At 38.4% G+C, this 25,126-nt stretch carries 22 protein-coding genes; 5 read left to right on the top strand and 17 right to left on the bottom strand.

The window, feature by feature from the left end; translation table 11 throughout:
- Positions 1–103: 103 nt before the first annotated feature.
- From AM608_RS12680 to AM608_RS03485, 5 genes are all read right to left on the bottom strand, one after another.
- Positions 104–238: a hypothetical protein gene (locus AM608_RS12680; RefSeq protein WP_256379123.1), complete on the bottom strand. Its 135-nt coding sequence runs from the start codon at positions 236–238 to the stop codon at positions 104–106.
- Position 239: 1 nt separating this feature from the next.
- Positions 240–1,295 (bottom strand): heparan-alpha-glucosaminide N-acetyltransferase domain-containing protein, encoded by a 1,056-nt coding sequence (locus tag AM608_RS03500; protein WP_053580785.1) that lies wholly within the window; start codon positions 1,293–1,295, stop codon positions 240–242.
- A 219-nt stretch (positions 1,296–1,514) separates the two neighbouring features.
- Complete coding sequence (locus AM608_RS03495; protein ID WP_009410250.1) at positions 1,515–3,608, bottom strand: carboxy terminal-processing peptidase; 2,094 nt, start codon at positions 3,606–3,608, stop codon at positions 1,515–1,517.
- A gap of 56 nt (positions 3,609–3,664) precedes the next feature.
- Positions 3,665–4,615, bottom strand: coding sequence for a hydrogen peroxide-inducible genes activator (locus AM608_RS03490; protein ID WP_002672662.1), 951 nt, complete (start codon positions 4,613–4,615; stop codon positions 3,665–3,667).
- A gap of 9 nt (positions 4,616–4,624) precedes the next feature.
- Entirely contained in the window at positions 4,625–5,539 is a 915-nt protein-coding gene (locus AM608_RS03485) for an LLM class oxidoreductase (protein WP_002672655.1), read from the bottom strand.
- Between the two features lie 600 nt (positions 5,540–6,139).
- Here AM608_RS03485 and AM608_RS03480 point away from each other — a divergent pair.
- The 5 genes from AM608_RS03480 (at position 6,140) to AM608_RS03460 (ending at position 10,452) form a co-directional block, all read left to right on the top strand.
- Positions 6,140–6,448, top strand: coding sequence for a hypothetical protein (locus tag AM608_RS03480; RefSeq protein ID WP_002672653.1), 309 nt, complete (start codon positions 6,140–6,142; stop codon positions 6,446–6,448).
- Between the two features lie 30 nt (positions 6,449–6,478).
- A complete protein-coding gene (gene lpxB / locus AM608_RS03475; protein ID WP_053580784.1) occupies positions 6,479–7,597 on the top strand; it encodes a lipid-A-disaccharide synthase in 1,119 nt (372 codons plus the stop codon).
- A complete protein-coding gene (locus tag AM608_RS03470) occupies positions 7,582–8,370 on the top strand; it encodes a rhomboid family intramembrane serine protease (RefSeq protein ID WP_053580783.1) in 789 nt (262 codons plus the stop codon). The genes lpxB and AM608_RS03470 overlap by 16 nt, the downstream gene beginning before the upstream one ends.
- A gap of 147 nt (positions 8,371–8,517) precedes the next feature.
- Positions 8,518–9,924, top strand: a complete 1,407-nt coding sequence (locus tag AM608_RS03465; RefSeq protein ID WP_053580782.1) for a thioredoxin family protein — start codon at positions 8,518–8,520, stop codon at positions 9,922–9,924.
- A 6-nt stretch (positions 9,925–9,930) separates the two neighbouring features.
- A complete protein-coding gene (locus AM608_RS03460) occupies positions 9,931–10,452 on the top strand; it encodes a hypothetical protein (RefSeq protein ID WP_053580781.1) in 522 nt (173 codons plus the stop codon).
- 79 nt (positions 10,453–10,531) lie between these two features.
- On the opposite strand, the gene AM608_RS03455 is transcribed toward AM608_RS03460, so the two are convergent.
- The 12 genes from AM608_RS03455 to secDF form a co-directional block, all read right to left on the bottom strand.
- On the bottom strand, positions 10,532–11,227 hold the full coding sequence (locus AM608_RS03455) for a 5'-methylthioadenosine/adenosylhomocysteine nucleosidase (protein WP_053580780.1): 696 nt from the start codon (positions 11,225–11,227) through the stop codon (positions 10,532–10,534).
- Between the two features lie 13 nt (positions 11,228–11,240).
- Entirely contained in the window at positions 11,241–12,251 is a 1,011-nt protein-coding gene (locus tag AM608_RS03450; RefSeq protein WP_053580779.1) for an FAD:protein FMN transferase, read from the bottom strand.
- Between the two features lie 18 nt (positions 12,252–12,269).
- A complete protein-coding gene (locus AM608_RS03445) occupies positions 12,270–13,034 on the bottom strand; it encodes a class I SAM-dependent methyltransferase (RefSeq protein ID WP_048747498.1) in 765 nt (254 codons plus the stop codon).
- Positions 13,035–13,046: 12 nt separating this feature from the next.
- Positions 13,047–13,820 carry a phosphatase PAP2 family protein gene (locus AM608_RS03440; protein ID WP_053580778.1) on the bottom strand — a complete coding sequence of 258 codons (774 nt, stop codon included), beginning with the start codon at positions 13,818–13,820 and terminating at the stop codon, positions 13,047–13,049.
- A gap of 50 nt (positions 13,821–13,870) precedes the next feature.
- Positions 13,871–14,680 carry an undecaprenyl-diphosphate phosphatase gene (locus AM608_RS03435; protein WP_002672638.1) on the bottom strand — a complete coding sequence of 270 codons (810 nt, stop codon included), beginning with the start codon at positions 14,678–14,680 and terminating at the stop codon, positions 13,871–13,873.
- Positions 14,681–14,682: 2 nt separating this feature from the next.
- Positions 14,683–14,934, bottom strand: coding sequence for a DUF3098 domain-containing protein (locus tag AM608_RS03430; protein WP_053580777.1), 252 nt, complete (start codon positions 14,932–14,934; stop codon positions 14,683–14,685).
- Between the two features lie 27 nt (positions 14,935–14,961).
- Complete coding sequence (locus AM608_RS03425) at positions 14,962–15,840, bottom strand: ABC transporter permease (protein WP_002672636.1); 879 nt, start codon at positions 15,838–15,840, stop codon at positions 14,962–14,964.
- 537 nt (positions 15,841–16,377) lie between these two features.
- Positions 16,378–17,559, bottom strand: a complete 1,182-nt coding sequence (locus AM608_RS03420) for a proline dehydrogenase family protein (protein WP_009410265.1) — start codon at positions 17,557–17,559, stop codon at positions 16,378–16,380.
- 26 nt (positions 17,560–17,585) lie between these two features.
- Complete coding sequence (locus AM608_RS03415) at positions 17,586–17,945, bottom strand: four helix bundle protein (protein ID WP_053580776.1); 360 nt, start codon at positions 17,943–17,945, stop codon at positions 17,586–17,588.
- Between the two features lie 129 nt (positions 17,946–18,074).
- Entirely contained in the window at positions 18,075–20,423 is a 2,349-nt protein-coding gene (locus AM608_RS03410; RefSeq protein WP_053580775.1) for an outer membrane beta-barrel family protein, read from the bottom strand.
- 20 nt (positions 20,424–20,443) lie between these two features.
- Positions 20,444–21,850, bottom strand: a complete 1,407-nt coding sequence (gene lpdA / locus AM608_RS03405) for a dihydrolipoyl dehydrogenase (RefSeq protein WP_048747507.1) — start codon at positions 21,848–21,850, stop codon at positions 20,444–20,446.
- Positions 21,851–21,987: 137 nt separating this feature from the next.
- Positions 21,988–24,975, bottom strand: a complete 2,988-nt coding sequence (gene secDF / locus AM608_RS03400; protein WP_053580774.1) for a protein translocase subunit SecDF — start codon at positions 24,973–24,975, stop codon at positions 21,988–21,990.
- Positions 24,976–25,126 lie beyond the last annotated feature (151 nt).

The following is a 25,126-nucleotide window of genomic DNA, read 5'->3' as shown; positions in this document are numbered from 1 at the left end:
TTATTTTTCTCATTACTTTTCTTCTGATAAAGATAAAGACAAACGAATGAAGATGAAATTTTACGTAAAGTTTTTAAATGTATATTTATACTGATTTTTATCTTTATTTATAAGTAGCTAAACTTTCTAAAAGTAGCGAAACAAGTTCTTTATGACTGATTTTCATTGTGAAACTTGTAATACTGATAGGAGCTCCATAGATTTTCTTTTTGCTGGTAAAGATTTCTATGGCTGCCATTTTATTTCTCAATGGTTTTCTTGTTTAAATATTTTTCTTTTATATACTTACTGACTTTGTGATAATAGAATGAAAGAATTAAAATACCTATCACAAAGGCAATAGCACCTATCACAGCTTGGATAGGATTTAAGCTTTTATGAAGATAATGGTCTAAGTTGAAATATGGAATAAAGTGATAGAGCGCAATACTGTGAATGATGTAAATAGAAAGGGTGTTTTGTCCTATACGTTGTAAAAAATGGGCAGTAAGTACATTTCGTAAGATTACAAATACAGCAAATGTCCAAAGAGTGTCACCCATTCTCAAAAAAAGAAAGCCATTGCGTGCTAAACTTTCAAAGTGTCCCCACCCTGTAATGCTGTATAAGAAGTGAAATGTGTGATATTGGAAGTGAAAAATGGCTCCGATGCCAATAAGTAGTAGTGTATATACTGTATATAAGTGTTTGGTGTTTCTGTAATAGTAAAATAGCGATCCCATAAAGCCTCCTAAGGTTACAAAGCCTAACCACGGAAAAATAGTAAAGAAAGTACCGTATTTTGGAGTGAAGTAATTAGCTACTATTTGGGGTAACCAAGAGTATTCATATTGGTTATAGGTCTCGTTGAAGGTGAAAAGTAGTAAAGTAATGCCGATAAGCATTGTAGGAAGGAAATGCCTCACGTGATTTCTGGCTAATAAGTAGAGTCCCACCATTATGATGAGGGCTAACCCTATACAATGCAAAATATCTACGAAATAGATGCTTTTCCGCAAAATACACGCCACAGCTATAAGCATTAATCCGCGTTTTGCTCCTTTCTTCACGCGTGGGTTTTTGAGTCCTACACCACTGCGCTCGCCTTCTCGAATGAGCAAATAGGTAAAGATAAAGCCTGAAATGGTAAGGAATACAGGTGCGGTAATACCTGTGAAATAATGCCAAATATGATAGTAAGGGTTACTTTCGTCACAGTATGGTTCAGCAAGTAAAGCGGTGATAAAATGCCCTTGTAACATCATACAGATGGCATAAGCGCGTATTACATCGATAAATATCAGTCGTTGTTTCATTATATTTTTATAGTCTATTATCTATGGTCTATTTTTTCTTTTGTAGTGGGGGTGGTTCTTATTTCTATATATAATACTAAGTATCTTAAAACGCATTTCTATTTAGGTAACAGACAAAATGTAGTGCAAAGGTATAACAAATTTCCCATATACCCAAAATAAAAACATTGGCAAAGCTCCTCGCTCTGCCAATGTTTTTATAATGTATTACTTATTGTCTTATTTGTTCAAATCTTCCAATACTTTCACAGCTTCATCTATATACACATCTTTTTCAAGACTTTCGTGCCAACGATCACGACGTAATTTCAAGTCTTCACTGTTTTTTATTTTAGCCTCATCAGAAGCCACTGAAGTGAATTTCAAGTTAGATTTGTAATCGTTAATTGCTTTGAACTTTTTAGATTGTTCTTCGTTTTTCTCAATTACTTTTTTGTAAGCTTCGTAGTTGAGAGGAAAAACATTGTCTTTCTGTTGCTGTTTTATCCATCGAGCGTTTTCGTCAATCAGCTTTAAGTATTGATTTTCACTGATGCGTTTTTTGCTGTTTTCTATTGCCTTATCAAAGTTAGCATTGTTAGTCCAAGGAGTGTACTTAGCAGGCTCTATTTTATCCCAAGGCATAGCATTGGGCATATCGCGTTCGCCTATGTCAATATATTTGTATTTATCAGGCACTACGATATCGCTTTCTACACCTTTTAGCTGAGTAGACCCTCCGTTGATACGATAGAACTTCTGAATAGTAATTTTTATAGCACCAAGGTCGCCGTAATTGTTTTGGCGCAAGAAACTATTAAGGTCTACAAAACTTTGTACGGTACCTTTACCAAAGGTTTGTTTACCACCTATGATGATAGCGCGTTTGTAGTCTTGCATAGCCGCTGCCAAAATCTCTGAGGCTGATGCTGAAAGCTCATTGGTAAGGATTACCAGCGAACCGTCCCATTGTGTTTTAGGGTCGTTGTCAGAGAGTACATCACGACTTCCGCGCGACGATTTTACCTGTACGATAGGCCCCTTAGGAATAAATAAACCTCCTATATCCACTACTGTTTTTAAGGAGCCCCCTCCATTGGTACGTAAATCTACAATAAGCCCGTCTATATTCTCTTTTTTGAGTTTTTCTATTTCAAGAGCCACATCAGTTGCTGCATTGCGTTGGTTTACATCTTCAAAATCGATATAGAATTTAGGTAAGTTAATAAGTCCATAGCGTTTACCATTAGCAGTTATCACTGCCGATTTGGCATAAGTTTCTTCAATCTCTACCACATCACGAATGATAGATACTACTTCTATTGTGCCGTCTACGCGTTTTACGGTAAGGCGTACTTCAGTGCCCTTAGGACCTTTAATAAGTTTTACCGCATCGTCTAAACGCATTCCTACTACATCTACGGGCTCACCAGCTCCTTGTGCTACTTTTAGGATTTGGTCGCCTACTTCAAGGAGTTTACCTTTCCATACTGGCCCTCCCAAAATCACATTGGTAATAGCAATTCCATCAGTCTTCTTTTGTAATTGTGCCCCTATACCTTCAAACTTACCCGACATATCTCGGTCGAAACCTTCTTTGATGTCTGGTGCCATATAGTTGGAGTGGGGGTCGAAAGTCTCAGTAATAGCGTTCACAAACATACTGAACCACTCTTCACGAGTGATGTCGTTGTACATACTGAACATATCAGCCAATGTCTTTTGAGTAGCTTCTATCGATTCTTTTTTCAGTACCTCATTGGTTTTAGGCTGATATTTAGCGTCCTTTTCTTTCTTGCTCGCTTCTTCCTTTTGTTTAGTGATATAAGTAGAAAGCGTAGTGAAAATAATTACTTGTTTCCAGCGGTTTTGTAACTCAGCTTTGTTCTTTACAAAAGGCAACTTCTCATAGTCGGTATTAATCGTTTCATTGGTATTCAGGTTGATAGGTTTAGCAAAGATAGCTTTGGTAATTGCTTCTGCTTCTTTCATACGTTGTTTGAGGCGTTCGTAAGAAAGGTTGAAGAACGCAATTTCTCCGTTTTTCAAATCGTCGTCCAAACGGTTTTCGTACTTTTTAAACTCGTTGATATCCGATTGTAGAAAATAACGCTTCTGCCCATCAATATTATTCAAATAACTGTCAAATACTTTCTTAGAGAAAGCATCGTCCATTTTTATCGGACTAAAATGCGCGTTTTCCAGTACGTGTTGTACAATGTCCAAAAGTACTCTATCCTTGTCTTTATCTGGATTGTCAAATTTCTTACTTGTAAAACTACAAGACGCAAATGAAATAAATAATAAAAATAATACTGCTGAAATATTTTTCATTCTAAAATTGTTTTTTAATAATTTAGCTAACTTTCAATTCTTAGCTCTTAGCTTTATCAAATTCTGTGCCTTTCTCTTGTTGGGCTGATAATTTTTACATTTTGGAAAACAATAGCCCCTCGTATAACCCCTGCAATAGTGTCGTGTAAAGCTTTGATGATTTGCATTTTTAGTTCGTTTTTGTGATATACCAAGCTGATTTCGCGCGCGGGGTAAGGCTCAGCGAAATAGTGAATGCGTTTCTTTTCTTCCTCTTTCAGTTCCAAAGAGTGTAAATATGGTAACAAAGTCATTCCTAAGCCCTCGTTAGCCAAGCGCACCAAGGTTTCAAAACTACCGCTTTTTAGTTGGAAGTGCTCTTTTGAGTCTATCACATCTTGGTTGCAGATATTCAGTACACTGTCCTTAAAACAATGCCCGTCTTCAAGCATCAATATATCGTTGATATCCAAATCCTCAGAATAGATAGTCTTAGAGTTTTGCAAACGGTGATTTTGTGGAATATAAGCCACAAAAGGCTCATAGTATAACGGTCTTTCTACTATCGACGGATTGTGTAGAGGGGTTGCCAAAATCCCTGCATCATAACTCCCGTCCTCTATCTTTTTCAAGATATTTTCAGTAGTTTGCTCCTCAATTTTTAGGCATACCTTAGGGTATTTATTGATGAAATTAGCGAGAAACATAGGTAGTAGAGTAGGGGAGACGGTAGGGATAATCCCCACGCGAAACTCGCCTCCTATATACCCCTTTTGTTGCGCTACTATATCGTTCATTCTCCCTGCTTCATTTACGATTACTTGGGCTTGTTTAACGATTTGTTCTCCTATTTCAGTAACCTGTAAAGGCTTTTTGCTCCTGTCAAAAATAGTAACCCCCAACTCTTCCTCCAATTTCTGCACTTGCATACTCAAGGTAGGCTGGGTAACAAAACTGTGTTCAGCAGCGGTAGTAAAGTTCTTGTACTTCGCCACAGCCAACACATATTGGTATTGAGTAATGGTCATAATTTGCGTTTATTTCAAGTGTGGCAATACTTCTTTTCCTATTTCTTCAAGCACTTCACTTGCAGGGCGAGAGCAGTATTTTAGTACGAGCATAATATGGTTAACCCCTATTTTCCCGAGTTCTAAGAACATATCCAATAAATAGTTACGTCCTAAACGGAAACCTAAGTCCATTTTCTCTGGTTCAAAATCAGGGTCATCTTTTAGGTCAATATACACAGGTTGAATATAAGGTTTAGAGGGTTCTCCTTCTTGTTTAAGAGCTTTGTGCCAGTCTTGTATTACCTTCTTTGTGAAAGCAAAATCTCTTGGGTAGTAAATCCACCCGTCCGAGTTTTTCGCAATCCATTCCAAATTCACTCCTCCTATGTGCCCTGTAGCATACATTGGTATATTTTTATGCAAGGGCTTAGGCACTACATCACCCATTTTTTCCATTAGGGTACCATACTCATTGTTGTAGGTAGGGAACTCTTTGCTCCACAAGTCGCGTAACATAGCCATATGCTCCAATACCCGAGTACTCCGTGATTCATAAAGTTCATTAAAAGCAGGATATTCTACAGGTCGGTCACCAGAAGCAACTCCCATCATAAAACGCTTCGGAAATAGCACGTCAAGACTCGCTGAAGCCTTCGCTACGTGTAAAGGGTGACGCAGTGGTAGTATTACACTCGCAAAGCCAAACTTAATACTTTGGGTAAGAGTAGCAATGTGTGCCAAATATATCCACGGGTCAAACATTTGTCCTACTTCGTTAAAATCAGGAGTGTAGAGGGGAATGTCACGCACCCACACAGCATTAAAGCCTAACATTTCAGCTCGCTGAATGAGTTGTACTTGGTTTTCCATTTTAGGAATAGCCCCTTCGTATGCTTCAATAGGTAGTAGTAAACCAATAGATAATTTGTGTGCGTCTATCATAATGATGAGTTTGTTTAGAACGGCAAAAATAAGAAAAAATAATGTATAAATTCACTAATATCGAAAATCTTTTTTACTCATATATAATATCTATTGATTTTCAGTAATATATATCCCTTTTTACAAATCTCTAATCACCCTTTCTTTATCCTTTCAAAACCAACTATCCTACCTTCATTCTTTATTTGCCCGTGCGGTTTACCCTCTCTTTCCAAAACGAACTCTGCCAAAGTTTCAAATTTTGCCAAAGTTGAAATCTACTAATCACCCTCTTTTTATCTCTATCTTAGCTTTAACTTACCCACACTTTTCCTTCGTCTTTTGTTCGTTCATTGTTCGTTCATTGTTCGTTATTTGTTCGTCTTTTGTTCGTCTTTTGTTCGTCTTTTGTTCGTCTTTTGTTCGTCTTTTGTTCGTCTTTTGTTCGTCTTTTCCTCGTCACTCTTTCATTTTTGTGTCGCTACATTCCCCCTCTTTGAGGGGGCTAGGGGGAGGTTCCCTTCATCTTTTCATTATCTGCCCGTGTAGCTCACACCAATTTTGATATACCAAAAATTTGCCATACCTTTGCACTATTAATTCCAAAAAACAATTTGTATTATGGCAAGAAGTCGAAATGTTATTTTAAACGGACTCTCTGGTATGATTGGTAAAACGTTCGTTTTCCGAAAAGTTAAAGGACAAACAGTAGTCTGTAAAGCCCCTTCTAAGTCCCGCGTACCAGCTTCCGAAGCTCAATTAGGCTGTCGCACTAAGTTCCAAGAAGCCGTGCGTTATGCCCAGCTCGTCCTTAAAGACCCACAGCTCAGGGCTTCCTATGAAGTATTACCTAAGGTCAAAAAAGGCACCTCATCAGTTTACCACGCTGCTATCACAGCGTATCTAAACAATACCGCTATTAAAAACTAATAATGTATTAAACTTTCAAACCGCAGAAAAATGAAGTATTATATTATAGCAGGCGAGGCTTCTGGTGATTTGCACGGTGCTAACCTAATGAAAGCCCTATTAGAAAAAGACCCAAAAGCCGAATTCCGCTTTTGGGGGGGCGACCAAATGCAACAGGTAGCAGGCACACAAGTAAAGCATTACCGAGACCTCGCTTTTATGGGCTTCTGGGAAGTGATTACGAACCTGCGCACTATCTTGCGCAATATCGATTTCTGTAAGAAAGATATCACCCAGTTCAACCCCGATGTTCTTATTTTTATAGACTATCCCGGTTTTAATATGCGCATTGCCCAATGGGCTAAACAACAACATATTCCTACTCATTACTACATCTCACCACAAATATGGGCTTGGAAAGAGAACCGCATAAAAGCAATCAAACGCGATGTAGATTTTATGTACGTCATACTCCCGTTTGAAAAAGATTTCTACGAAAGAAAACACCAATACCGCGTGCACTTTGTTGGTCATCCTTTGCTCGATGCTATTGCACAGCGCAAAGAAGTAGATGAGCAGACTTTTAAAAAGGAAAATAACTTAGATGTGCGCCCTATTATAGCACTCTTACCAGGTAGTAGAAAGCAGGAAATAGCCAAGATGCTAAAAATAATGCTCTCTATAGTCGATGATTTTCATCAGTATCAGTTCGTAATAGCAGGAGCCCCCTCAATTGATTATCACTTCTATAAACGTTTTATCAAAGAAGAAAACGTGCATTTTGTAAGCGGTAAAACTTATGATTTGCTCTCGGTGTCTTATGCAGCGCTTGTAACCAGTGGTACGGCTACCTTAGAAACCGCCTTGCTCAACGTCCCCGAAGTGGTGTGCTACAAAGGCAATTGGATTTCCTATCATATAGCCAAACGCATTATCAAGCTCAAGTACATTTCGTTAGTAAACCTCATTATGGATAAGCCTGTGGTTACTGAGCTTATTCAAGGTGACCTTACTAAAAAGAATTTAGAAGCTGAGCTTAACAAGCTCACTACTTATAGGCACCGTTACGAAGTGTTTAAAGATTATGTTTTGTTGAGAGAAAGGTTAGGCGGAGAAGGTGCAAGCGAAAAAACAGCCTCATTAATATTACGTCAATGTCAAGAAAATTAAACACAGCTAATAGCGTAATTGTGGTTTGTACATTGCTATTGGGTATAAGCAAACTTGTAGTGTATACTAACAAAGTAACACAAGAGCAGCTTAATCAGTGGCTATGTATGCCTCAATCGTTACCTCTGTTTTTAAAACAACCTTGGACGCTCATTTCTTATGCTTTCTATCACGTAAGCATTCAGCACCTGTTTTGGAATATGCTCCTGTTATTTTTCACAGGGCATATTTTCTTCAATCTCTTTAACGGAAAACAATTTGTAAAAGCGTATAGCTTTGGGATTATAGGTGGCGGAATCACATTTCTAACCATAGGTTACTTCTTCCCCTCCTTCACTGATAATACGATGCTCTTAGGAGCTTCAGCTGCTGTTATGGGAGTCTTAGCCTTTGTGGTAACCCTATTCCCCTCTTATAATGTGTATATTTTTACCTTTAAAATAAAATTGCTGTACGTTATATTGGCTTTTATACTTTTCGATATACTGAATATATCAGTAAACACAGGAGGTAAGATAGCCCACTTCGGAGGTATTTTAGGAGGGATATTCGCAGGACTTACTTCAAAGTACAGTTTTCGTATTCCTAAAAAAGCAAAAACGCCCCAAGAAGAGTCTCCTAAAAAAGAGAAGAAAGTCGTTTCAGAAGAACAACAGATACGAGCACATCAGGTCAATCAACTGTTAGAGAAAATCAGTGCCAGTGGTTATGCAAGTTTAACCGACCAAGAAAAGAAATTCCTCTTTGAAGTGAGCAAGGAGAAAGAAAGCTAATTTGCTATCAATGAGAGGCTAATTCAAACGGCGAATTACTAATAAATGTTAATATTTAGTAGTGGGTATATTTTTAACATATTCTTAACTCACCGTGTTCAGATAATGTTATATTTTTGCCCCCAAATAGTTGAATGCTTATTGGTGATGAAGATGAATCGGCTAATATTATGGGTGCTTTTTAGCACTTTAATCGCTTGCAAGGGTAAGCGTAATGAGCCTACTATAATAAGTGGCTTTTTCCCTAATGCAAAGGACTCTTTTGTTGTTCTATACAGCAATGATACTCCTATAGATACTGCTTATTTAGATAAGAATAAAACTTTCCTGTTTAACCTAAATATAACCGAAGGAGAGTTGTTTAACTTTGAAACAGATGGTAAGTATCAATATGTGTATGTAGAACCTAAGGACAGTGTGGTAGTGTATGCCAATGCACTCAGTTTTGAAGAAAGTATCTCATTCTCGGGTAAAGGCTCTGCTATTAATAACTTCTTACTCTCACAATCTAAGATGTCAGATGCACAAGAAGAAGTTTTTAGGAAGTTTCATTCTTTGCCACCTATGCAGTACAAAAACAAAAGTGATTCCTTATATCAAGAAAGAAAACGGGAGTATGATGATTTTCTCAAACTAAATCCTCAGCTCACCGAGAAAGCAAAAGATTTAGCCTTAGTAAGCGCTACTTTTCCTATCTATAAAGAAATGGAGATATATCCTTTTGTTTATCAAAATAAGAACAACATTTCAATCGTAGATTTACTGCCCTATAACTTTTACGACTATCGTAAACAAATTAATTATAACGATAGCTTTTTAGAGTATTTCCGTCCCTATTATAGGTATATGGTAATGTATGTCAATAATCTGGCTTTTACCCAATACACCTATGATACTCACACTTTGGTAGATGTAAGTAGGGAATTAGGTTTCCATTTGCAAAAGATTAAAATCATCGATAGTCTTTTTACCAAGGGAAGTTTGAGAGATAACCTATACCGAAATGCAGCTTATGCTTATATTTTTAATATCCAAGAGCACACCGAGTATAAAGATTACTTCGATAAATTTGCTAAGTATAACAAAGATAACAAGTATAAAGCCGAATTAGATAAGGTATTTAGAAACGTAATAGCACTACAAGCGGGAAGAATTCCTCCCGATTTTGATTTGATTAATGCAAACGGTGAACCTACTAAGTTTTCGGAAATACAACAGCCGGAGGTAACTATTTATTACTTTTGGTCGGTCAATCAGAAAGAACTTTCCAAACTTATTTTCGGAAGAGTGAGTCAGTTAAAGAAGCTATTCCCCAATGTAAAGTTTGTAGGTATTGATATAGGGCAGGATAAAACTCAATGGCGCAAACAAATCTCAAATACCGATTGGACTGACCAATATCACTCTATCAATTTCATAGATTTGTCGCAAAAGTTTTTAATCAATAATATCAACAAATCAGTAATTATAGATAAAAACGGACGTATCATATCGGCTTTTGAAGATATTTTCAGTCCAAACTTAGAAAAAATATTATTATCAAAAGAATCTTAATTATTTATGTCTGACCAGATTATTACCTTTATTATGTATTGCGTTCCGGCTCTTATTGTAGGAGCGGTAGCCTTTTATTTTTTTAGAATACATATTGAAAATGAAGATAAAAAGCGATTGTTTCTTCTTCATAAAGAAAACCAAAAGTACACAATGCCTATCCGCTTACAAGCATACGAGCGAATGACACTTTTCTTAGAGCGAATGTCTCCTCAACAACTATTTCTGCGCATTCCTCCTCATAACTTTTCTAAGAAAGAGTATGAAGCATTGCTTGTAAACTCTATTGATGAAGAATTTGAACATAACTTAGCACAACAAATATACCTCAGTGAAAAGCTATGGAATATTATTCGTACTGCTAAAATGGCTACTATCCAAATAATCCGTAAAGTAGCCCTAACCGAAGACGTAAAAGACTCACAAGCTATGGTAGAAGCTATATTTAAAGAGTTTGTAGAGAAAGCCACTCCTTCGGCTAATGCACTAAGTCACTTAAAAGAAGAAGTACGTCAATTTTTAAAATAGGAATATTTCTGTAAGTATAAAAAAGATAAGGGATTGAATTATGTAATTCAATCCCTTATTTGTTTTATGTGTATTTTTCCTATGTTTCAGAGATAGAGGCTAAGAATGCTTTTATAATAGTTGCAGACAGTTTGCCTGCCTCTACTACAAAAGTCTCATATGATACCGCATTCCCTTCGCCTGCCTTATCAGAAATAGCGCGAAGCATTACAAATGGAATGTTTAATAAGTAGCAGGTTTGAGCAATAGCTGCTGCTTCCATTTCTACAGCTTTTGCTTTAGGGAAGGTATTAGCAATTTCTTGTAGTCGAGTGGGTGAGGAAATGAAAGAGTCTCCACTTACTACTTGTCCGTAGTGAAGTGTATGGCTGTATCGTTCGGCTACTTGTTTTAGTTTCTCTGTCCATTGTGTGTTAGCAATAAAGGCAGGAGGCATTTGTGCTTGCTGACCTATTTCATACCCAAAAGCCGTAACGTCTACATCGTGGTGGCGTACTTCAGTAGCTAAGATTATATCGTGTACCGAAGTATCACCTAAGCCTCCGGCAGTACCTGTATTAATAATAAGCGATGGATTGTATCTTTCTATAAGTAAAGTGGTCGCAACCGAAGCGCTTACTTTACCTATACCTGAAAGTAATAATACTACTTCTATCCCATTAAGAGAACCTTCATAAAAAACAAAACGCCCTATTTTAGTTTCTTTGCAAGACTCAATAGAAGCTCTTAAACTATCTATCTCAAGCTCCATTGCACCTATAATTCCTATTTTCATAAATAAAAAATCTTTACTGAATTATTAATTTTTCAAAAGCCTTTGTCTTAAAGGTAAGTTCTTCGTTTTGTTCGTTACTATACACTAAAAGTACAGCCATATTGGGGTGTTTTTCTAAGAAAGCTTTGCTCTTTTCTAATCCCATTACCATAAACATAGTGGCATATCCATCAGCAAACATAGTGGAAGGAGCAACTACTGTAGCACTGAGTACATCGCTTTGGGTAGCGCGTCCGGTAATAGGGTTAATAGAATGTACATATTTGCGCCCATTACTATCTGTCCATACTTTGCGATAGTTACCAGAGGTTGCCAATCCTTGATTGGTAAATTGTATAGTAGCTACCAATTCGCGGTCGTCCAAAGGTTTGATAGGGTTTTCTACGCCTATCGTCCACGCTTTGTTCTCTACAGTATTCCTTCCTTTAAGATACATCTCACCTGCTATCTCCACTATATAATTCTCAATACCTTTTGAGCTGAGAAAAGCCGCAACTACATCGGAGGTATAGCCTTGTGCTATGGCATTAAAGTCAAACAGTATTTCAGGAGACTCTTTTTCAATATGGTTATCGGCTGTGAGATGTACTTTATTAAAGCCTACATATTTCTTCAGTTCTGCTATTTTTTCATCTGTGGGGAGTTTATCCTCAGTTATCTTTTGTTTACCGAACCCCCAAGCATTTACTAATACACCTACGGTAGGGTCAAACAAACCTTCACTTTCTTGCCATATTTGCTGAGAGGCTTCAAAAACCTTCCTGAAATGTTCGTCTACCACTACATTTTTATCTCCTGCATTGATTTTAGAAATGTCAGAATCTGGTTTATAGGTAGACATAGACTTATCTATCACTTGTAAAATAGAGTCTATGGCAGGTTTTAAGTCTTCTTTAGTTTTGCTAATGTACTTAATGTGATAAGTACTACCTTGTGCCTCTCCTCTTATAAGATGAATTTCATCTTTTACGGAAGGCTGGCAAGCTACTAAACCTATTGCGATACTTAAAAATAGATATTTCATTATTTGATTATTAAATTTTTACTTCTTCTTGCATAAAGGAATGATTTCTTCAGCAACAATACGATACCGTTCTATTTCTTCAGTTGTGAAATGGGAAGCGTATTGCAGTTCCTCTACTTCAAAGCCTATACTGCGCAATTTATCAAAATAGTCTAAACCGTAGACCCTTACGTGGTCATACTGACCAAAAATACGGGTGCGTTCTTTCGGGTCAGTAATGGTATTATCTTCAAACGTAATTGCTCTGTGGTAGTCCTGTGGTACTTGAAAAATACCCCAACCACCCTTTTTCATCACACGATAAAGCTCTTTCATAGCTTGGGTATCATCTTGGATATGCTCCAATACGTGGTTGCAAAATATCACATCAAAACATTCGTCTTCAAATGGCAAAGCACACAAATCGGCTTTTACATCTGCCAAAGGAGAATATAGGTCGGTGGTGAGGTAATTGAGATTAGGTTGTTTTTTAAAGCGTTTATAGAAAGCTTGTTCAGGAGCGACGTGTAGCACTTTTAGCTCACGTGTAAAGAAATCGGTTTCACGAGTAAGATAGAGCCAAAGCAATCGGTGGCGTTCAAGCGATAAGGTAGAGGGCGAGAGTACATTGGGGCGAGCTTTGCCGTAGCCATATGGTAAGAATTTCCTAAAAGTCTTGCCATCAATAGGGTCTTGGTACTTCTTTCCTCGCAAGTAGAAAGCTAAAAACGGACGCACCCAATAGCTCATCTTTATAAGCCAAGGGCGTGGAACTTTGTTTAATATAGTGGTAATAATAGCCATTAGAAGGTGTTTTTAGCGAAATAAGGTGAGCCCCACTCCTTTCATTTCTTCGGAATAAACGGGGTAAACAACCATTTGTACTGAAGATTTCTCTTTGCGTGTAAGCCATTTGGAAGTATATGGCAAGAGCCAATAGGCTGTTTTGGCACTAAGGATACCTATACCTGCCCCTACAAGCACATCGCCTATCCAATGGCGATTATTGTACAAACGCATTGCACCTACGGTGGTAGCTATAGCATAGCCACTGATACCTACCCATATATTCTCATCTTTGTACTCTTGCCAAAGGATTTCCATACCTGTAAAAGCAGTAGCTGTATGTCCTGAAGGGAAAGAATTGTAAGCACTTTCATCGGGACGATGTATTCTGACACTATATTTTACTCCGTTTACTAAGGCTGCCGTAATGGCATAAGCAGTAGCTCCTACTATGAGCCGTTCCTTTACACTGTGCTTGGCTTTTATACCTAAATTGCTATAAGCAAAGACGCTGGCAATAGGTAGATACTGTATATAATCATCGAAGCGCAACTTCTGTCCGCCGGAATATCTATAAGCGTGTCGTTGTACATAACGATTGATATAAGTAGCGTTGGAGATAACTCCTAAGGTAATGAGAGAAGCAGGAAGTAATACCTGTTTGAGTTTAGGTTTTTCAGTAGCTACTTGCAAAGTATCGGCTGTGAGTACCGACTCGTGGAGTACTGATAAGCTATCGGTTTGAGCTTTTATAGATTGAATGAGAATAAAACAGAAAGCTACAATTAAAAGTAATATTTTCATTTTGCAAAAAAAGGTAAAAAGTAAAAGGTAAGGATAGGAGGGAAAAATAACTAATTGTTAATTGAGAAATAAATCAGTAATACTGCTCCAATAACAATGCGGTAAATGCCCCATACTTTAAAACCAAATTTGGTGAGGATATGTATAAAGAATTTCACGGCTATCATTGCTACCACAAAAGCTATTACATTACCTATGATAAACAACCAAAAACTCTCATCAGTTTTCATTATCAGCTCGTAGCCTTTCTCCTGGGCAGTACCCCATTTCTTCAAGAAAATAGAATACACGGTTACAGCCAGCATTGTAGGAACGGCTAAGAAGAAAGAGAACTCAGCAGCGGCTTTGCGAGTGAGCCCTTGCGTCATTCCGCCAATAATAGAAGCAGCCGAGCGCGAAGTGCCTGGCATCATTGCTAAACACTGCCAAAAACCAATAGTAACGGCTTTCTTTATTGTGATGTCTTTCTCGTTGTGAATCGTAGGATGTTTGAACCAATTGTCTACAAAAATAAGGATAATACCGCCCACAATCAGGGTAATAGCAATCGCTTTTTGGTTGCCCAAAACTGCTTCAATCTTATCATCGAAAAGCTTACCTAATATAAGAGCAGGGATAACGGCACACGCTAATTTGAAATAAAAGTTCCAATTAGAAAAGTCGAAGAACTTGCGCCAATACAGTACTACTATTGAGAGGATAGCACCAAACTGTATGGAAACTTGGAACATTTTCAAATACTCATCGTCGGGCATTCCCATAAGGGCAGCGGTAAAACCCATATGTGCGGTTGATGAGATAGGAAGGTACTCGGTGAGTCCTTCGATAATAGCAATAATAATAGCTTGCAGTGTACTCATTCTTATTTTTTGTCTTGTTTTTTATCAGTTTTAGGATTTACCAGAATGGCGTAAATTTCAATGGCAAAACCTAAAAGTACCAAAGCAGGAGCTAAGTGAATACGTCGGAAATTGAAAATAGAGGGGTCGAACACAGCGGGATTATCGCTACCACCACCGCTCATTGTTATAAAACCAAGGGCTATTACTATTAAGCCAATAGCCATAATAAGATAGTTTTTCTTTTCAAAAATGAAAGTTGAATGATGTTTCATCAGTGATTAATTATTAATGATTAATGGTTAATAATAAAGGTCGTTGGTATTGAGGTTTAGGAAACGTTGTGTAGCAAAATAGGTGCTTAGCCAACTGATGAGTATCCCAATGGTTATAATGCTTATAAAAACAATGCTTAAAGTACCTGTGTCCATTAAGATATTAAACTCAGGATATGACTTTACAATAGCTAATAACGATAGATAGAAAAGCACTATGGCTATTAGAGCGCTGAGAATGCCCAAGCGTACATTTGTCCATAAAAACGGACGGCGTATGAAACTGCGCGTAGCCCCTACTAATTGCATTGTTTTGATGATAAAACGTTTGGAATAAATGGAGAGGCGAATAGAGGCATTGATAAGCAAGATAGATACAAAAGTGAATAGGGCGCTGAAAATTAATGTAACAATACCTATTCTGTTCACATTTTCGTGGATAAGAGCTACCAAAGATTGGTCGTATACTACTTCGGTAACAAAAGAGTTTTGCTCTAACTCACGTTTGATTTCGCGCATCTTATCGGGCTCGGCATATTCGGCTTTTAGGCTTAAATCGATGGTGTTTTGCAGAGGGTTAGTACCGATGAAGGTAACAAAATCTTCGCCGATATCCTTACTGAACTTTTCGGCAGCAACTTCTTTTGATACAAAACGCACTGACTTTACAAAACTCGCTACCGAAAGAGTTTTCTGTAACTGTTCGATGTCGGCATTTTTAGCGTCGTCTTTTATCAAGACGGTAACGGTTACTTGCTCTTTGAAGTAATTGGCTAATTTATTAGCACTTAATACTAGAAAACTAAAAAAGCCCATAAGAAAGAGCACTAAGGTAATGCTCACTATTACCGAAAAATAGGAGGTAATTAATCTTCGTTTGTTAAATGAATCGATGGAACGTGCCATTCTTATATTTTTTGTTTTAAGATAGAAAATCACGCAAAAGTACAACTTTTTTTTGAATTAGCAACTAATTTAATACCAATAATGCCAATAATGCCAAAAATACCAAATCAATGGCGAGTGACAGTGCGACGAAAGCCCCCGAACCCCCGAAGGGGGACAAGCTTTAAAAGAAAACCGATGCGAGGTCGTAGCACGATAGGCAGTGTGAGCCACACGGGCGGATAAATAATTAACGAACAAAGAACGAACAAAGAACGAACAAAGAACGAACAAAGAACGAACAAAGAACGAACAAAAGACGGTGCGAGCCGCACGGGCAGATATAGAAAAGACGAACAAAAGATGGTGCGAGCCGCACGGGCAGATAGAGAAAAGACGAACAAAAGATGGTGCGAGCCGCACAGGCAGATAAAGAAATGACGAACAAAAAACGAACAATGAGGGAAGGTAAGAGGGTAGTAATTGGGAATAAAAATAACTCTCGTTTTTGCGAGAAGTGCAAAAACGAGAGTTACAAAGAATAATAAAAACTTATTTTTACTGGTTAGCAGTTTCTTTTCGGCGCTTTTTCTCTGCTTTTAGCAAAGTGAGTTCACGTCCTGTTTGCCCTGCTACTGAGGTATTTTCTTCGGCTCGGCGGATAAGGTAAGGCATCACTTCGCGCACGGGACCAAAAGGCAAATACTTGGCTACGTTATAGCCTTCCTTAGAGGCATTGAAGCTGATATGGTCGCTCATACCGTAGAGTTGTGCTATCCACACGCGTTTGTCGTTAGGTTGCAAGCCTTTTTTGTGCATCAAATCCATTACCAGGGCAGCACTTTCTTCGTTGTGAGTACCTGCAAAGAGCGCAATCCTATCGATATGGTCAATAATATAGCGCACAACAGCGTTATAATTATCGTCGGTTGCTTGCTTGCTGGGGCAAATGGGAGTGGGATAGCCTAGCTCGGCAGCGCGTTCGTTTTCTTTTTCCATATAGGCACCTCGTACGATTTTTACGCCTATGTAGAAGCCTTTATCTACGGCACGTTCATAAAGTTCTTTTAGGTAAGGCAAACGGTCGTGGCGGTACATTTGCAAGGTATTGTATACGATAGGTTCTTCTTTGTTGTACTTCTGCATCATCTCTTCTACGAGGTCATCGGCAGCAGTTTGCATCCAGCTTTCTTCGGCGTCTACCAAAATAGGAATTTTATACTCGTAGGCGCGCTTGCAGGCTGCGTCGAAACGAGATTTGATGCGCTCCCATTCTTTTTCTTCTTCGGGGGTAAGGGCTTTTTTCTCGGTGAGTTTTTGGAAGATGGCAAAACGTCCAAATCCTGTAGGTTTAAATACCACAATAGGAATACCTTCGTTGCGATGGAGATTACCAAAATCGATGGTTTCCATTGTTTTTTCGAAAGTAGCTTCGATAGAGGATTCGTCTTCTTTACCTTCTACGGAATAGTCGAGCACAGAGCCTACTCCTTTTTGATGCATCTTTTGGATTACGGGAAGGCAGTCTTGTTCGGAGATACCTCCGCAGAACTGCTTAAAGACGGTGCGCTTGATGAGTCCTTCGACGGGCAGGCGCAGTTTTAAGGAGAAGTTGGTAAGGGCAGTGCCCACACGAGTAAGGGTATTACTGCCAATAAGTTTAAAAAGGCGGTAAGCCCAGTTGAGTTCGGATTGGCTTTTGAGGGCAAAAGCGGTTTGGGTATCGGAAAATCTACTCATAATGATTAATGGTTAATTATTAATGATTAATGGTTAATTGTAGTTTTTACTGTTTTGATACTACTGGTTAGCAGTTTGATGAGTTCTACAGCATCGGCTGAAATACTTTCGTACTCTTTTAGAGTAATATATTTTGTTTCGAATAGTAATTCTAACCAATACAGTGTTTCATTTATTTCTTTTTGGGCAATAGATAACTTATGAACGAAATCTACTTTACTCTCGGCGTGTTCTGATTCACGAACCATTGCACCTATTGAAGTGCCACTGCGTAAGAGTTGTTTAGAGAGCACAAATTCTTTCTTATTTTCACATTGATATTTATAAAAATTAACAATTCTGATAGCAAAAGCTAAGCTCTTTGATTTTAAAATACTTTCTTTCATAAATCTATATGCTACTGGTTAGTTGAGGCAAAGTTACTATTTATTTTGAAAGAAACAAACTTTTTCTTAATTATTTTTATCACTGTATTTACCACTAATCATTAACTATCCAGCATTAACCACTAATCATTATCGTTTAAGTCTGTTTTTCTCGTCTTCTGCTCCTGTGTTTCTTATATTGTCATTCACTTTTTTACCTTTAGCAAAATCATAATTGATACCAATATAAAAACTACGGGTGTTATATTTATAATAAGATGTATTATAAACGCCGTTGAAATCGTATTCGCTTTTAGAACGAGAGGTGTTAAATATATCATCTAATGAAGCGTTTAACTGGAAAGAATCAGAAAGAGGAATCATTAGGTTAAAGTTGAGCTGGTGATTGTAATAGTTTTTGATATACAAACTCTTATTGGTTGAGGTATATTGATAAGTGAGAGAGGCTTCGATATCTTTGGGAAGGTAAAATCGCTGTGAGGTGTAAAACTCGGCATATAAGGAGTTGAAAGCATTCCCTAAATACTTGAAGTTAAAATACCCCCCTGTGAATTTTGCATTGCATTCCCACCAATCGGTGAACTTAGTAAAACGGGATAGGAACAAAAATACATCGTTTTTATAACCTACGTTCTCGGGACGAGTAGTTACCACCCCTGCAATGGCAGTAGGAATGCTAAGCACATTTTTTTCGGAATAGCGGTAAGCCACAGCCATATCTACTTTTTTCCACCTATAACCCGATTGTAACGTATATCCTTCTATGGGACTTAAATCTTTATTACCTGTATAGGCATCGGTAGGAGAACTTTTGATATAGGTAGGGTTAAACAGACTGTAATTCACCCTGCTGAACCATCGGCGAGCAGAAAAGAAGAGGGTTTCTTTGCCGAGCTTGGTAGTATAGAGGGCATTGAGAGACCATTGTGTGTTGTCGTTATGGAAATTATCTAAGTGATTGCTAAACGTATTGTAATTATATTCAGAACGTAAGCCCACTGAGAACTTTGATTTTTGAGTAAGAGGGAAGGCGTAATTGGCAAAAGTGGCGAAGATGTGTTCTTTGAAGGAGAAATCCTTAGAAAAGTTAGTGTTTTTTAACTTCTGGGTAGGCAAAATATCAAAATAATTAAACTCATCTTGATTGTCTACCAATGAATAACGCAATCCAAGCACTAAGTTCTGCTTTTCTGAAGGGTATTTAGAGGTAAAAAACTTACTCCAAGTAGTTTTAAAGGCATAAACATCGCTGTAAGAGTATGTGTCTCGCTCGGTATTTTCTTCGGTAGTTACTGTGCGGTAATAAATATCTTTTTCAGTAAGAGGCCCATCGTACTTTTTCTTAACAAAGTCTAAGGCTATTTTGATATTTGAGTTTAAGGAATCAATAGTACGCTCAAAGTTCAGTGAGAAAGAGTGGTCATTAGCTATGGCGTCCCATTTTCTGTTTGTAGTAAAATGATAGTTGAGTACATTGTTGTTATACACATTAGTTAAACTATTGTATTCTTTGTCGGCATCAGCATCATAATTATAGATATACAGAAAGCTAAGAGTTGATTTTTTATTGAAATAGTAATCTGCTCCTAGTGTTATTCCGTTTTCTTTCCGCTTTAACTGTAGTTCTGAGGTATTTTGATAAAGAGTATTGTTATTTCTCAAAAGAGATTGTTCCTTATCATCGCTAAAAGAGTGATGTCGGCTGTGGTATAGGTTAGTAAAAAGGCGATATTTATCAGTAGAATAAAACAGTGTTGCATCGTCTGTATAACCTAATTTTGGGTCGTAAAAAAAATTGTGACTTAACGAGCCTACCCAGCCGTATTTTGCAATAGTCGTTATTTTTATGACGCCTGCTTTTGAGCTATCGACACTGGCATCAATCTTATCAACTACTTCAATATTTTTAATACTCTTGACGGGTATCTTATTTAAGAAAAACGCTATTTTGTCTTTATCGAGGTGTAATTCCTTACCATCGAGCATTATTAAAATATCCTCATTGCCATAGATTTTCAAGCCATTAGTAGTGGAGATGCTGGGAGCATACTCTAAAATATCGGTCACCGCAGAGCGATAGGCGAGCCGTGTGCCTGTTACTTCAATAAGTGAGCCCGTTTCAGTAGGGATAACAGGATTTTTCCGACCAGTAACAGTTACTTCTTTAAGGTTTTCTACTTTCTCGGTAATCACAATATTGCCTAATGCGATATTCTTATCTACCATTAGCTCTTGCTGAAAAGGCTCATAGAAAATAGAAACCACATTTAGCTGGTATTGCCCTGCTGAAAGGTTTTCAAAAGAAAAAGTACCCTTTTCATTTGAAGCGGTAGTATGCACAACTTTGCCCTGCGAGAGGAGCTTAACGACACAGTTGCTCACAGGTTGTTCTTTACTGATTAGGTTTCCTGTAATGCTATATTGCGAAAAAGCGCACAAAGGGAGGCAGAATAGGCAAAATAAGATGGTTGATTTCATATAGCATTAATTATTAATCATTAACTATGGATAGCGCGGTTTTCGGTGGTAGCAAGGGCGGCTTCCTTTATTGCTTCGGTAAAGGTAGGGTGAGCGTGGCAGATGCGAGCGATATCTTCGGCACTGGCACGGAACTCCATTGCTGTAACGGCTTCGGCTATCATATCGGCAGCACGAGCTCCAATGATGTGTACGCCAAGTACTTCATCGGTTTGGGTGTCAGCTAAAATCTTTACAAAGCCGTCGGTATCCATACTGGCACGGGCGCGCCCTAAGGCACGAAAAGCAAATTGCCCTACTTTATAGGCTATGCCGTCAGCTTTTAGTTGCTCTTCACTTTTGCCTACTGAAGCTACTTCAGGCCAGGTGTAAACAACACCAGGGATAAGATTATAGTCGATATGTGGTTTTTGTCCAGCGAGTTGTTCTACTACCAATACGCCTTCTTCTTCGGCTTTATGGGCGAGCATAGCTCCGCGTACTACATCACCTATGGCATAGATGTTAGGTACATTGGTTTGCAGGTGGTCGTTTACTATTACCCTACCGCGTTCGTCTTTCTGTACACCTGCTACTTCGAGGTTAAGACCCTCGGTATAAGGGCGACGACCTACGGCTACTAAGCAGTAATCACCTTTAAGGATAAGCTCTTCGCCTTTGGAGGTAGTAGCTTTTACAGTTACCGTTTTGCCCTTGCGAGTTACTTCTTTCACCTGATGACCTGTATAGAAAGCAAAGCCTTGTTTTTTGAGTACTTTGGTGAGTTCGCGCCCTAAGCCTCTATCCATCGTAGGGATAATGCTATCGGTGTATTCTACTACCGACACTTTAGCTCCTAAGCGACTGTATACTTGCCCCAATTCTAAGCCTATTACGCCCCCACCAATCACGATGAGGTGTTCTGGTACTTCTTTTAGCTGGAGGGCTTCAGTAGAAGTAATAATACGTTCTTTATCGACTGTAATAAAAGGTAAGGAGGCAGGTTTAGAGCCAGTAGCAATAATGGTGTGCTTGGCTTCTATGGTCTCTGCCTTGCCTTTATTAGGAGTAATCTTAATTTGTGTGGGTGATACAAAGCTCCCTACCCCGGTAAAAACGTCTACTTTGTTTTTCTCCATTAGGAATTTTACCCCTGCGCAAGTTTGCTCTACCACAGATGCTTTACGAGCAATCATTTTCTCTAAGCTAAACTTTACTTTACCTGTGATTTCAATACCGTGGGCTTCGAGGTGTTTGGAAGCGTCTTCGTAGTGGTGAGAAGAGTCGAGTAAGGCTTTAGAAGGGATACAACCTACATTAAGGCAAGTGCCTCCTAAGGTATTATATTTTTCAATAAGGGCAGTTTTAAAGCCCAATTGACCTGCGCGAATAGCGGCTACATAACCGCCAGGACCTGAACCGATGATAACAATGTCGTATGTTTTCATATTACTTAGTTTTTTTGAAAGGCAAAGTTAGGGTTTATAATTGATATTTGCAAGTAGTTTTTCACTTTTTTCTACCCGCATAGAAAAAGGGACTATCCTTTTTAGGACAGTCCCTTTTATATATTCAGTAATTAGTATTACTTCTTAGATTGTTCTTTAGTATGGTCAGCTTCGTCCTTTACAGTGTCGTAAATGAGAGGAGCTGCCACGAAGATAGAAGAGTAAGTACCGATGAGTACCCCGATAATCATAGCGAACATAAAGCCACGCAAGGTTTCACCACCAAAGATAAAGATGGTAACGAGTACTGCCATAGTGGTAAATGAGGTGTTCAAGGTACGGCTAAGGGTAGTGTTGAGTGCGTGATTAATTTTCTCTCTTGACCAATGAGGCTCACGCATTACTTCCCTGATACGGTCGTAGATAATCACCGTGTCGTTTAGTGAGTAACCTACTACGGTAAGGATAGCTGCGATAAAAGCTTGGTCGATTTCCATATTGAAAGGCATAATGCTATAAGTGAGCGAGTAGATACCGAGTACCATTAGCACGTCGTGTGCTGAAGATACAATCGCACCCATAGAGAACTGCCATCTTCGGAAACGAAATAAGATATATAGACCGATTACAATAAGCGAACCGATAACTGACCAGAACGCACTGCTCTTAATATCTTCAGCGATAGTAGGCCCTACTTTCATAGATTGCATAATACCAATCTTATCAGTAGAACTAGCTTTAGCAAAACTATCGAATGAAGTACCTTCAGGTAAGAATTTCTGTAATCCTTTGTATAAGAGCTCTTGTATTTCATTATCTACCTCAGTGCTTTCTTCTTGTACTTTATACTTAGTAGCGATTTTCACTTGGTTAGGAGCACCAAAAGTCTTCACTTCCACATTTCCTAAAGTAGTTTTGAGCGCATCGGCTACTTGGGTAGGATTAACTTCTTTTTCAAAACGAATTTGGTAAGTTCTACCACCTACGAAATCGATACCTTGGTCGAGACCACGAGTAAAGAGAGAAATGATACCTATTATTGATAGGATAATAGAAAAAGCATATCCTATTTTGCGCTTGCCGATGAAGTTGAGATCTACATTTTTGAACCAGTTCTTAGTGATAGGAGTGGTGAAAGTAAGCGTGTGTTTTTTCTCAACGCTATAGTCAATAAACAAGCGAGTAATAAAGATAGCGGTGAACAAAGTAGTTGCAATACCAATGAGCAAGGTAGTTGCAAAACCTTGGATAGGACCACTACCAAAGAACAACAAGATAAGAGCAGTAAGCGCTGTAGTAATGTTGGAGTCTAAGATAGATGATAGGGCGTGTTTGAAACCATCGATTACTGCTTGATTGATGTTTTTACCTTTGCGCAGTTCTTCTTTCGACCGCTCGAATATCAGCACGTTCGAGTCGACTGCCATACCAATGGTAAGCACGATACCCGCAATACCAGGGAGCGTAAGTACAGCTTCTATACTTGCTAACACTCCAAATATGAGGAGTATATTGAATACCAAAGCGAGGTCGGCATAAATACCGGCACGACCGTAGTAGAATATCATCCACGCAAAGATGAAGATAGTAGCGATAAGGAAAGAGTTCATACCGCTATCAATAGCTTCTTGTCCTAAAGAAGGTCCTACGATTTCAGATTGTACAATATCAGCGCTTGCAGGTAATTTACCAGCACGCAGAACGTTAGCAAGGTCGACAGCTTCATTTAAAGTAAAATGCCCTGTAATTTCAGAGCGACCTCCTGAAATAGCACCTGTAGTTACTCCTGGTGCTGAATATACGATGTTATCGAGTACGATAGCAATATTGGTGTTTTGAGTAAAAGCTTTACCTGTAAGCGCTTCCCAAATGCGTGCTCCTTTGCCGTCCATTTGCATAGATACGGCGGGCTGGTTGCGAACATCATAGGTTTGTTCGGCTTGGGTTACTACGTTACCTGTAAGAGGAGGAGTGTTATCGCGGTTACCTTTTAGGGCATAAAGTTCGATAAGGGAGGTCTTTTTATCAGGTTTACCCCAAGCGAATTTTACATACTGCAATGAAGCAGGAATCAAATGTTTTGCTTCAGAAGAATTGATATAGCTATTTACTTGAGCAGTATCTTTTAAACTTACTGTAAAAAGTACAGGAGAACCTTCATAAGAATTAGCTTTGATAAGGTCAAACAAAGGATTTCCTTTTCCTTGTTGAGTAGGAACAGAATCCTTCTTTACATCAGTAAGTAGAGAGTCGATAGCACTACTACCTGATTGAGTAGCGGCTGTGAGTGTATCTTTTACTTTATCTGTAGTTTTAGCAGTAGATTTAAGTTGCTCGTTGAGGGCTTGTAAATAAGGGAAAACATCAGTATTCTTATAAGTTTCCCAGAACTCAAGCTGAGCGGTACTTTGCAAGAGAGATTGCACACGAGTGATATCTTTGGCACCAGGAAGTTCTACAAGGATACGACCTGAGTTACCAAGACGCTGGATATTAGGTTGAGAAACGCCAAATTTATCGATACGTTTGCGCAATACCTCGAAAGCAGATACGATAGACTCGTCTACGCGCTTTCTGATGATAGGGCGCACCTCACTATCACTCATTTGGAAGTTGATTTGGTCGCTGAGGGTTTTATTAGCGAACACATCGGGGGAGGCTAATTTACCTCCGTTCTTAGCGTAAGCCTCGAAGAACAAATCCAAGTAGGTTTTGTCGGTTTTGCGGAGCTGTTCATCGGCTTCGGCTAATGATTTGTTAAAGATAGGGTCTTTGGAGTTGTCAGCAAGACCTCTCAAGATGTCTTTTACGGAAATTTGCAGAATCACGTTGATACCGCCTTTAAGGTCAAGACCGCGGTTCAATTCTTTAGCTTTTACTTCACCATAAGTGAATTTTGTAAAACCGAGGTTATAGACATCTTGCCCCATTTTATCGTCCAAATACTTAGCTTCTATAGCTTCGCGTTTAGCGATATAGTCAGCTTGAGTATTAGGCACTTTTGCCTCAGCGAATGCTTTGGCTTCATCTTCTACTCTACCTGCCACGTAGGTGAATGAAAGCTGATAAATACATATTAGCCCAAACAATATGGCAAATAGTTTCACAAGTCCTTTGTTTTGCATTTTTTTAATTAAATAATTTACTTATTTTATCTCTTCAAACGGCAAAGATATATATTTTACTGAACATAGAAAAATAAAGTCCTAAAAAATTATATTTTATTTATATTTGAAAGGCTGGTATAAGGGGTGAATGTTCTTATATATTTATTGA

Origin of the sequence: Capnocytophaga sp. oral taxon 323 (assembly GCF_001278825.1) — a bacterium.
Classification (GTDB): domain Bacteria; phylum Bacteroidota; class Bacteroidia; order Flavobacteriales; family Flavobacteriaceae; genus Capnocytophaga; species Capnocytophaga ochracea.
Note: the sequence above shows the minus strand (reverse complement) of the source record. Positions and strands in the feature narration are given on the sequence as shown.

Bases quoted from the DNA above. Each gene is read 5' to 3' on its own strand.
- AM608_RS03500 (WP_053580785.1), bottom strand. From the start codon at position 1,295: ATGAAACAACGACTGATATTTATCGATGTAATACGCGCTTATGCCATC.
- lpdA (WP_048747507.1), bottom strand. From the start codon at position 21,850: ATGAAAACATACGACATTGTTATCATCGGTTCAGGTCCTGGCGGTTAT.
- AM608_RS03490 (WP_002672662.1), bottom strand. From the start codon at position 4,615: ATGACCATTACTCAATACCAATATGTGTTGGCTGTGGCGAAGTACAAG.
- AM608_RS03410 (WP_053580775.1), bottom strand. From the start codon at position 20,423: ATGAAATCAACCATCTTATTTTGCCTATTCTGCCTCCCTTTGTGCGCT.
- AM608_RS03415 (WP_053580776.1), bottom strand. From the start codon at position 17,945: ATGAAAGAAAGTATTTTAAAATCAAAGAGCTTAGCTTTTGCTATCAGA.
- AM608_RS03460 (WP_053580781.1), top strand. From the start codon at position 9,931: ATGTCTGACCAGATTATTACCTTTATTATGTATTGCGTTCCGGCTCTT.
- AM608_RS03425 (WP_002672636.1), bottom strand. From the start codon at position 15,840: ATGGCACGTTCCATCGATTCATTTAACAAACGAAGATTAATTACCTCC.
- AM608_RS03420 (WP_009410265.1), bottom strand. From the start codon at position 17,559: ATGAGTAGATTTTCCGATACCCAAACCGCTTTTGCCCTCAAAAGCCAA.
- AM608_RS03440 (WP_053580778.1), bottom strand. From the start codon at position 13,820: ATGAAAATATTACTTTTAATTGTAGCTTTCTGTTTTATTCTCATTCAA.
- AM608_RS03485 (WP_002672655.1), bottom strand. From the start codon at position 5,539: ATGATAGACGCACACAAATTATCTATTGGTTTACTACTACCTATTGAA.
- AM608_RS03470 (WP_053580783.1), top strand. From the start codon at position 7,582: ATGTCAAGAAAATTAAACACAGCTAATAGCGTAATTGTGGTTTGTACA.
- AM608_RS03435 (WP_002672638.1), bottom strand. From the start codon at position 14,680: ATGAGTACACTGCAAGCTATTATTATTGCTATTATCGAAGGACTCACC.
- secDF (WP_053580774.1), bottom strand. From the start codon at position 24,975: ATGCAAAACAAAGGACTTGTGAAACTATTTGCCATATTGTTTGGGCTA.
- AM608_RS03445 (WP_048747498.1), bottom strand. From the start codon at position 13,034: ATGGCTATTATTACCACTATATTAAACAAAGTTCCACGCCCTTGGCTT.
- AM608_RS03455 (WP_053580780.1), bottom strand. From the start codon at position 11,227: ATGAAAATAGGAATTATAGGTGCAATGGAGCTTGAGATAGATAGTTTA.
- AM608_RS03450 (WP_053580779.1), bottom strand. From the start codon at position 12,251: ATGAAATATCTATTTTTAAGTATCGCAATAGGTTTAGTAGCTTGCCAG.
- AM608_RS12680 (WP_256379123.1), bottom strand. From the start codon at position 238: ATGGCAGCCATAGAAATCTTTACCAGCAAAAAGAAAATCTATGGAGCT.
- AM608_RS03465 (WP_053580782.1), top strand. From the start codon at position 8,518: ATGAAGATGAATCGGCTAATATTATGGGTGCTTTTTAGCACTTTAATC.
- AM608_RS03495 (WP_009410250.1), bottom strand. From the start codon at position 3,608: ATGAAAAATATTTCAGCAGTATTATTTTTATTATTTATTTCATTTGCG.
- lpxB (WP_053580784.1), top strand. From the start codon at position 6,479: ATGAAGTATTATATTATAGCAGGCGAGGCTTCTGGTGATTTGCACGGT.
- AM608_RS03480 (WP_002672653.1), top strand. From the start codon at position 6,140: ATGGCAAGAAGTCGAAATGTTATTTTAAACGGACTCTCTGGTATGATT.
- AM608_RS03430 (WP_053580777.1), bottom strand. From the start codon at position 14,934: ATGAAACATCATTCAACTTTCATTTTTGAAAAGAAAAACTATCTTATT.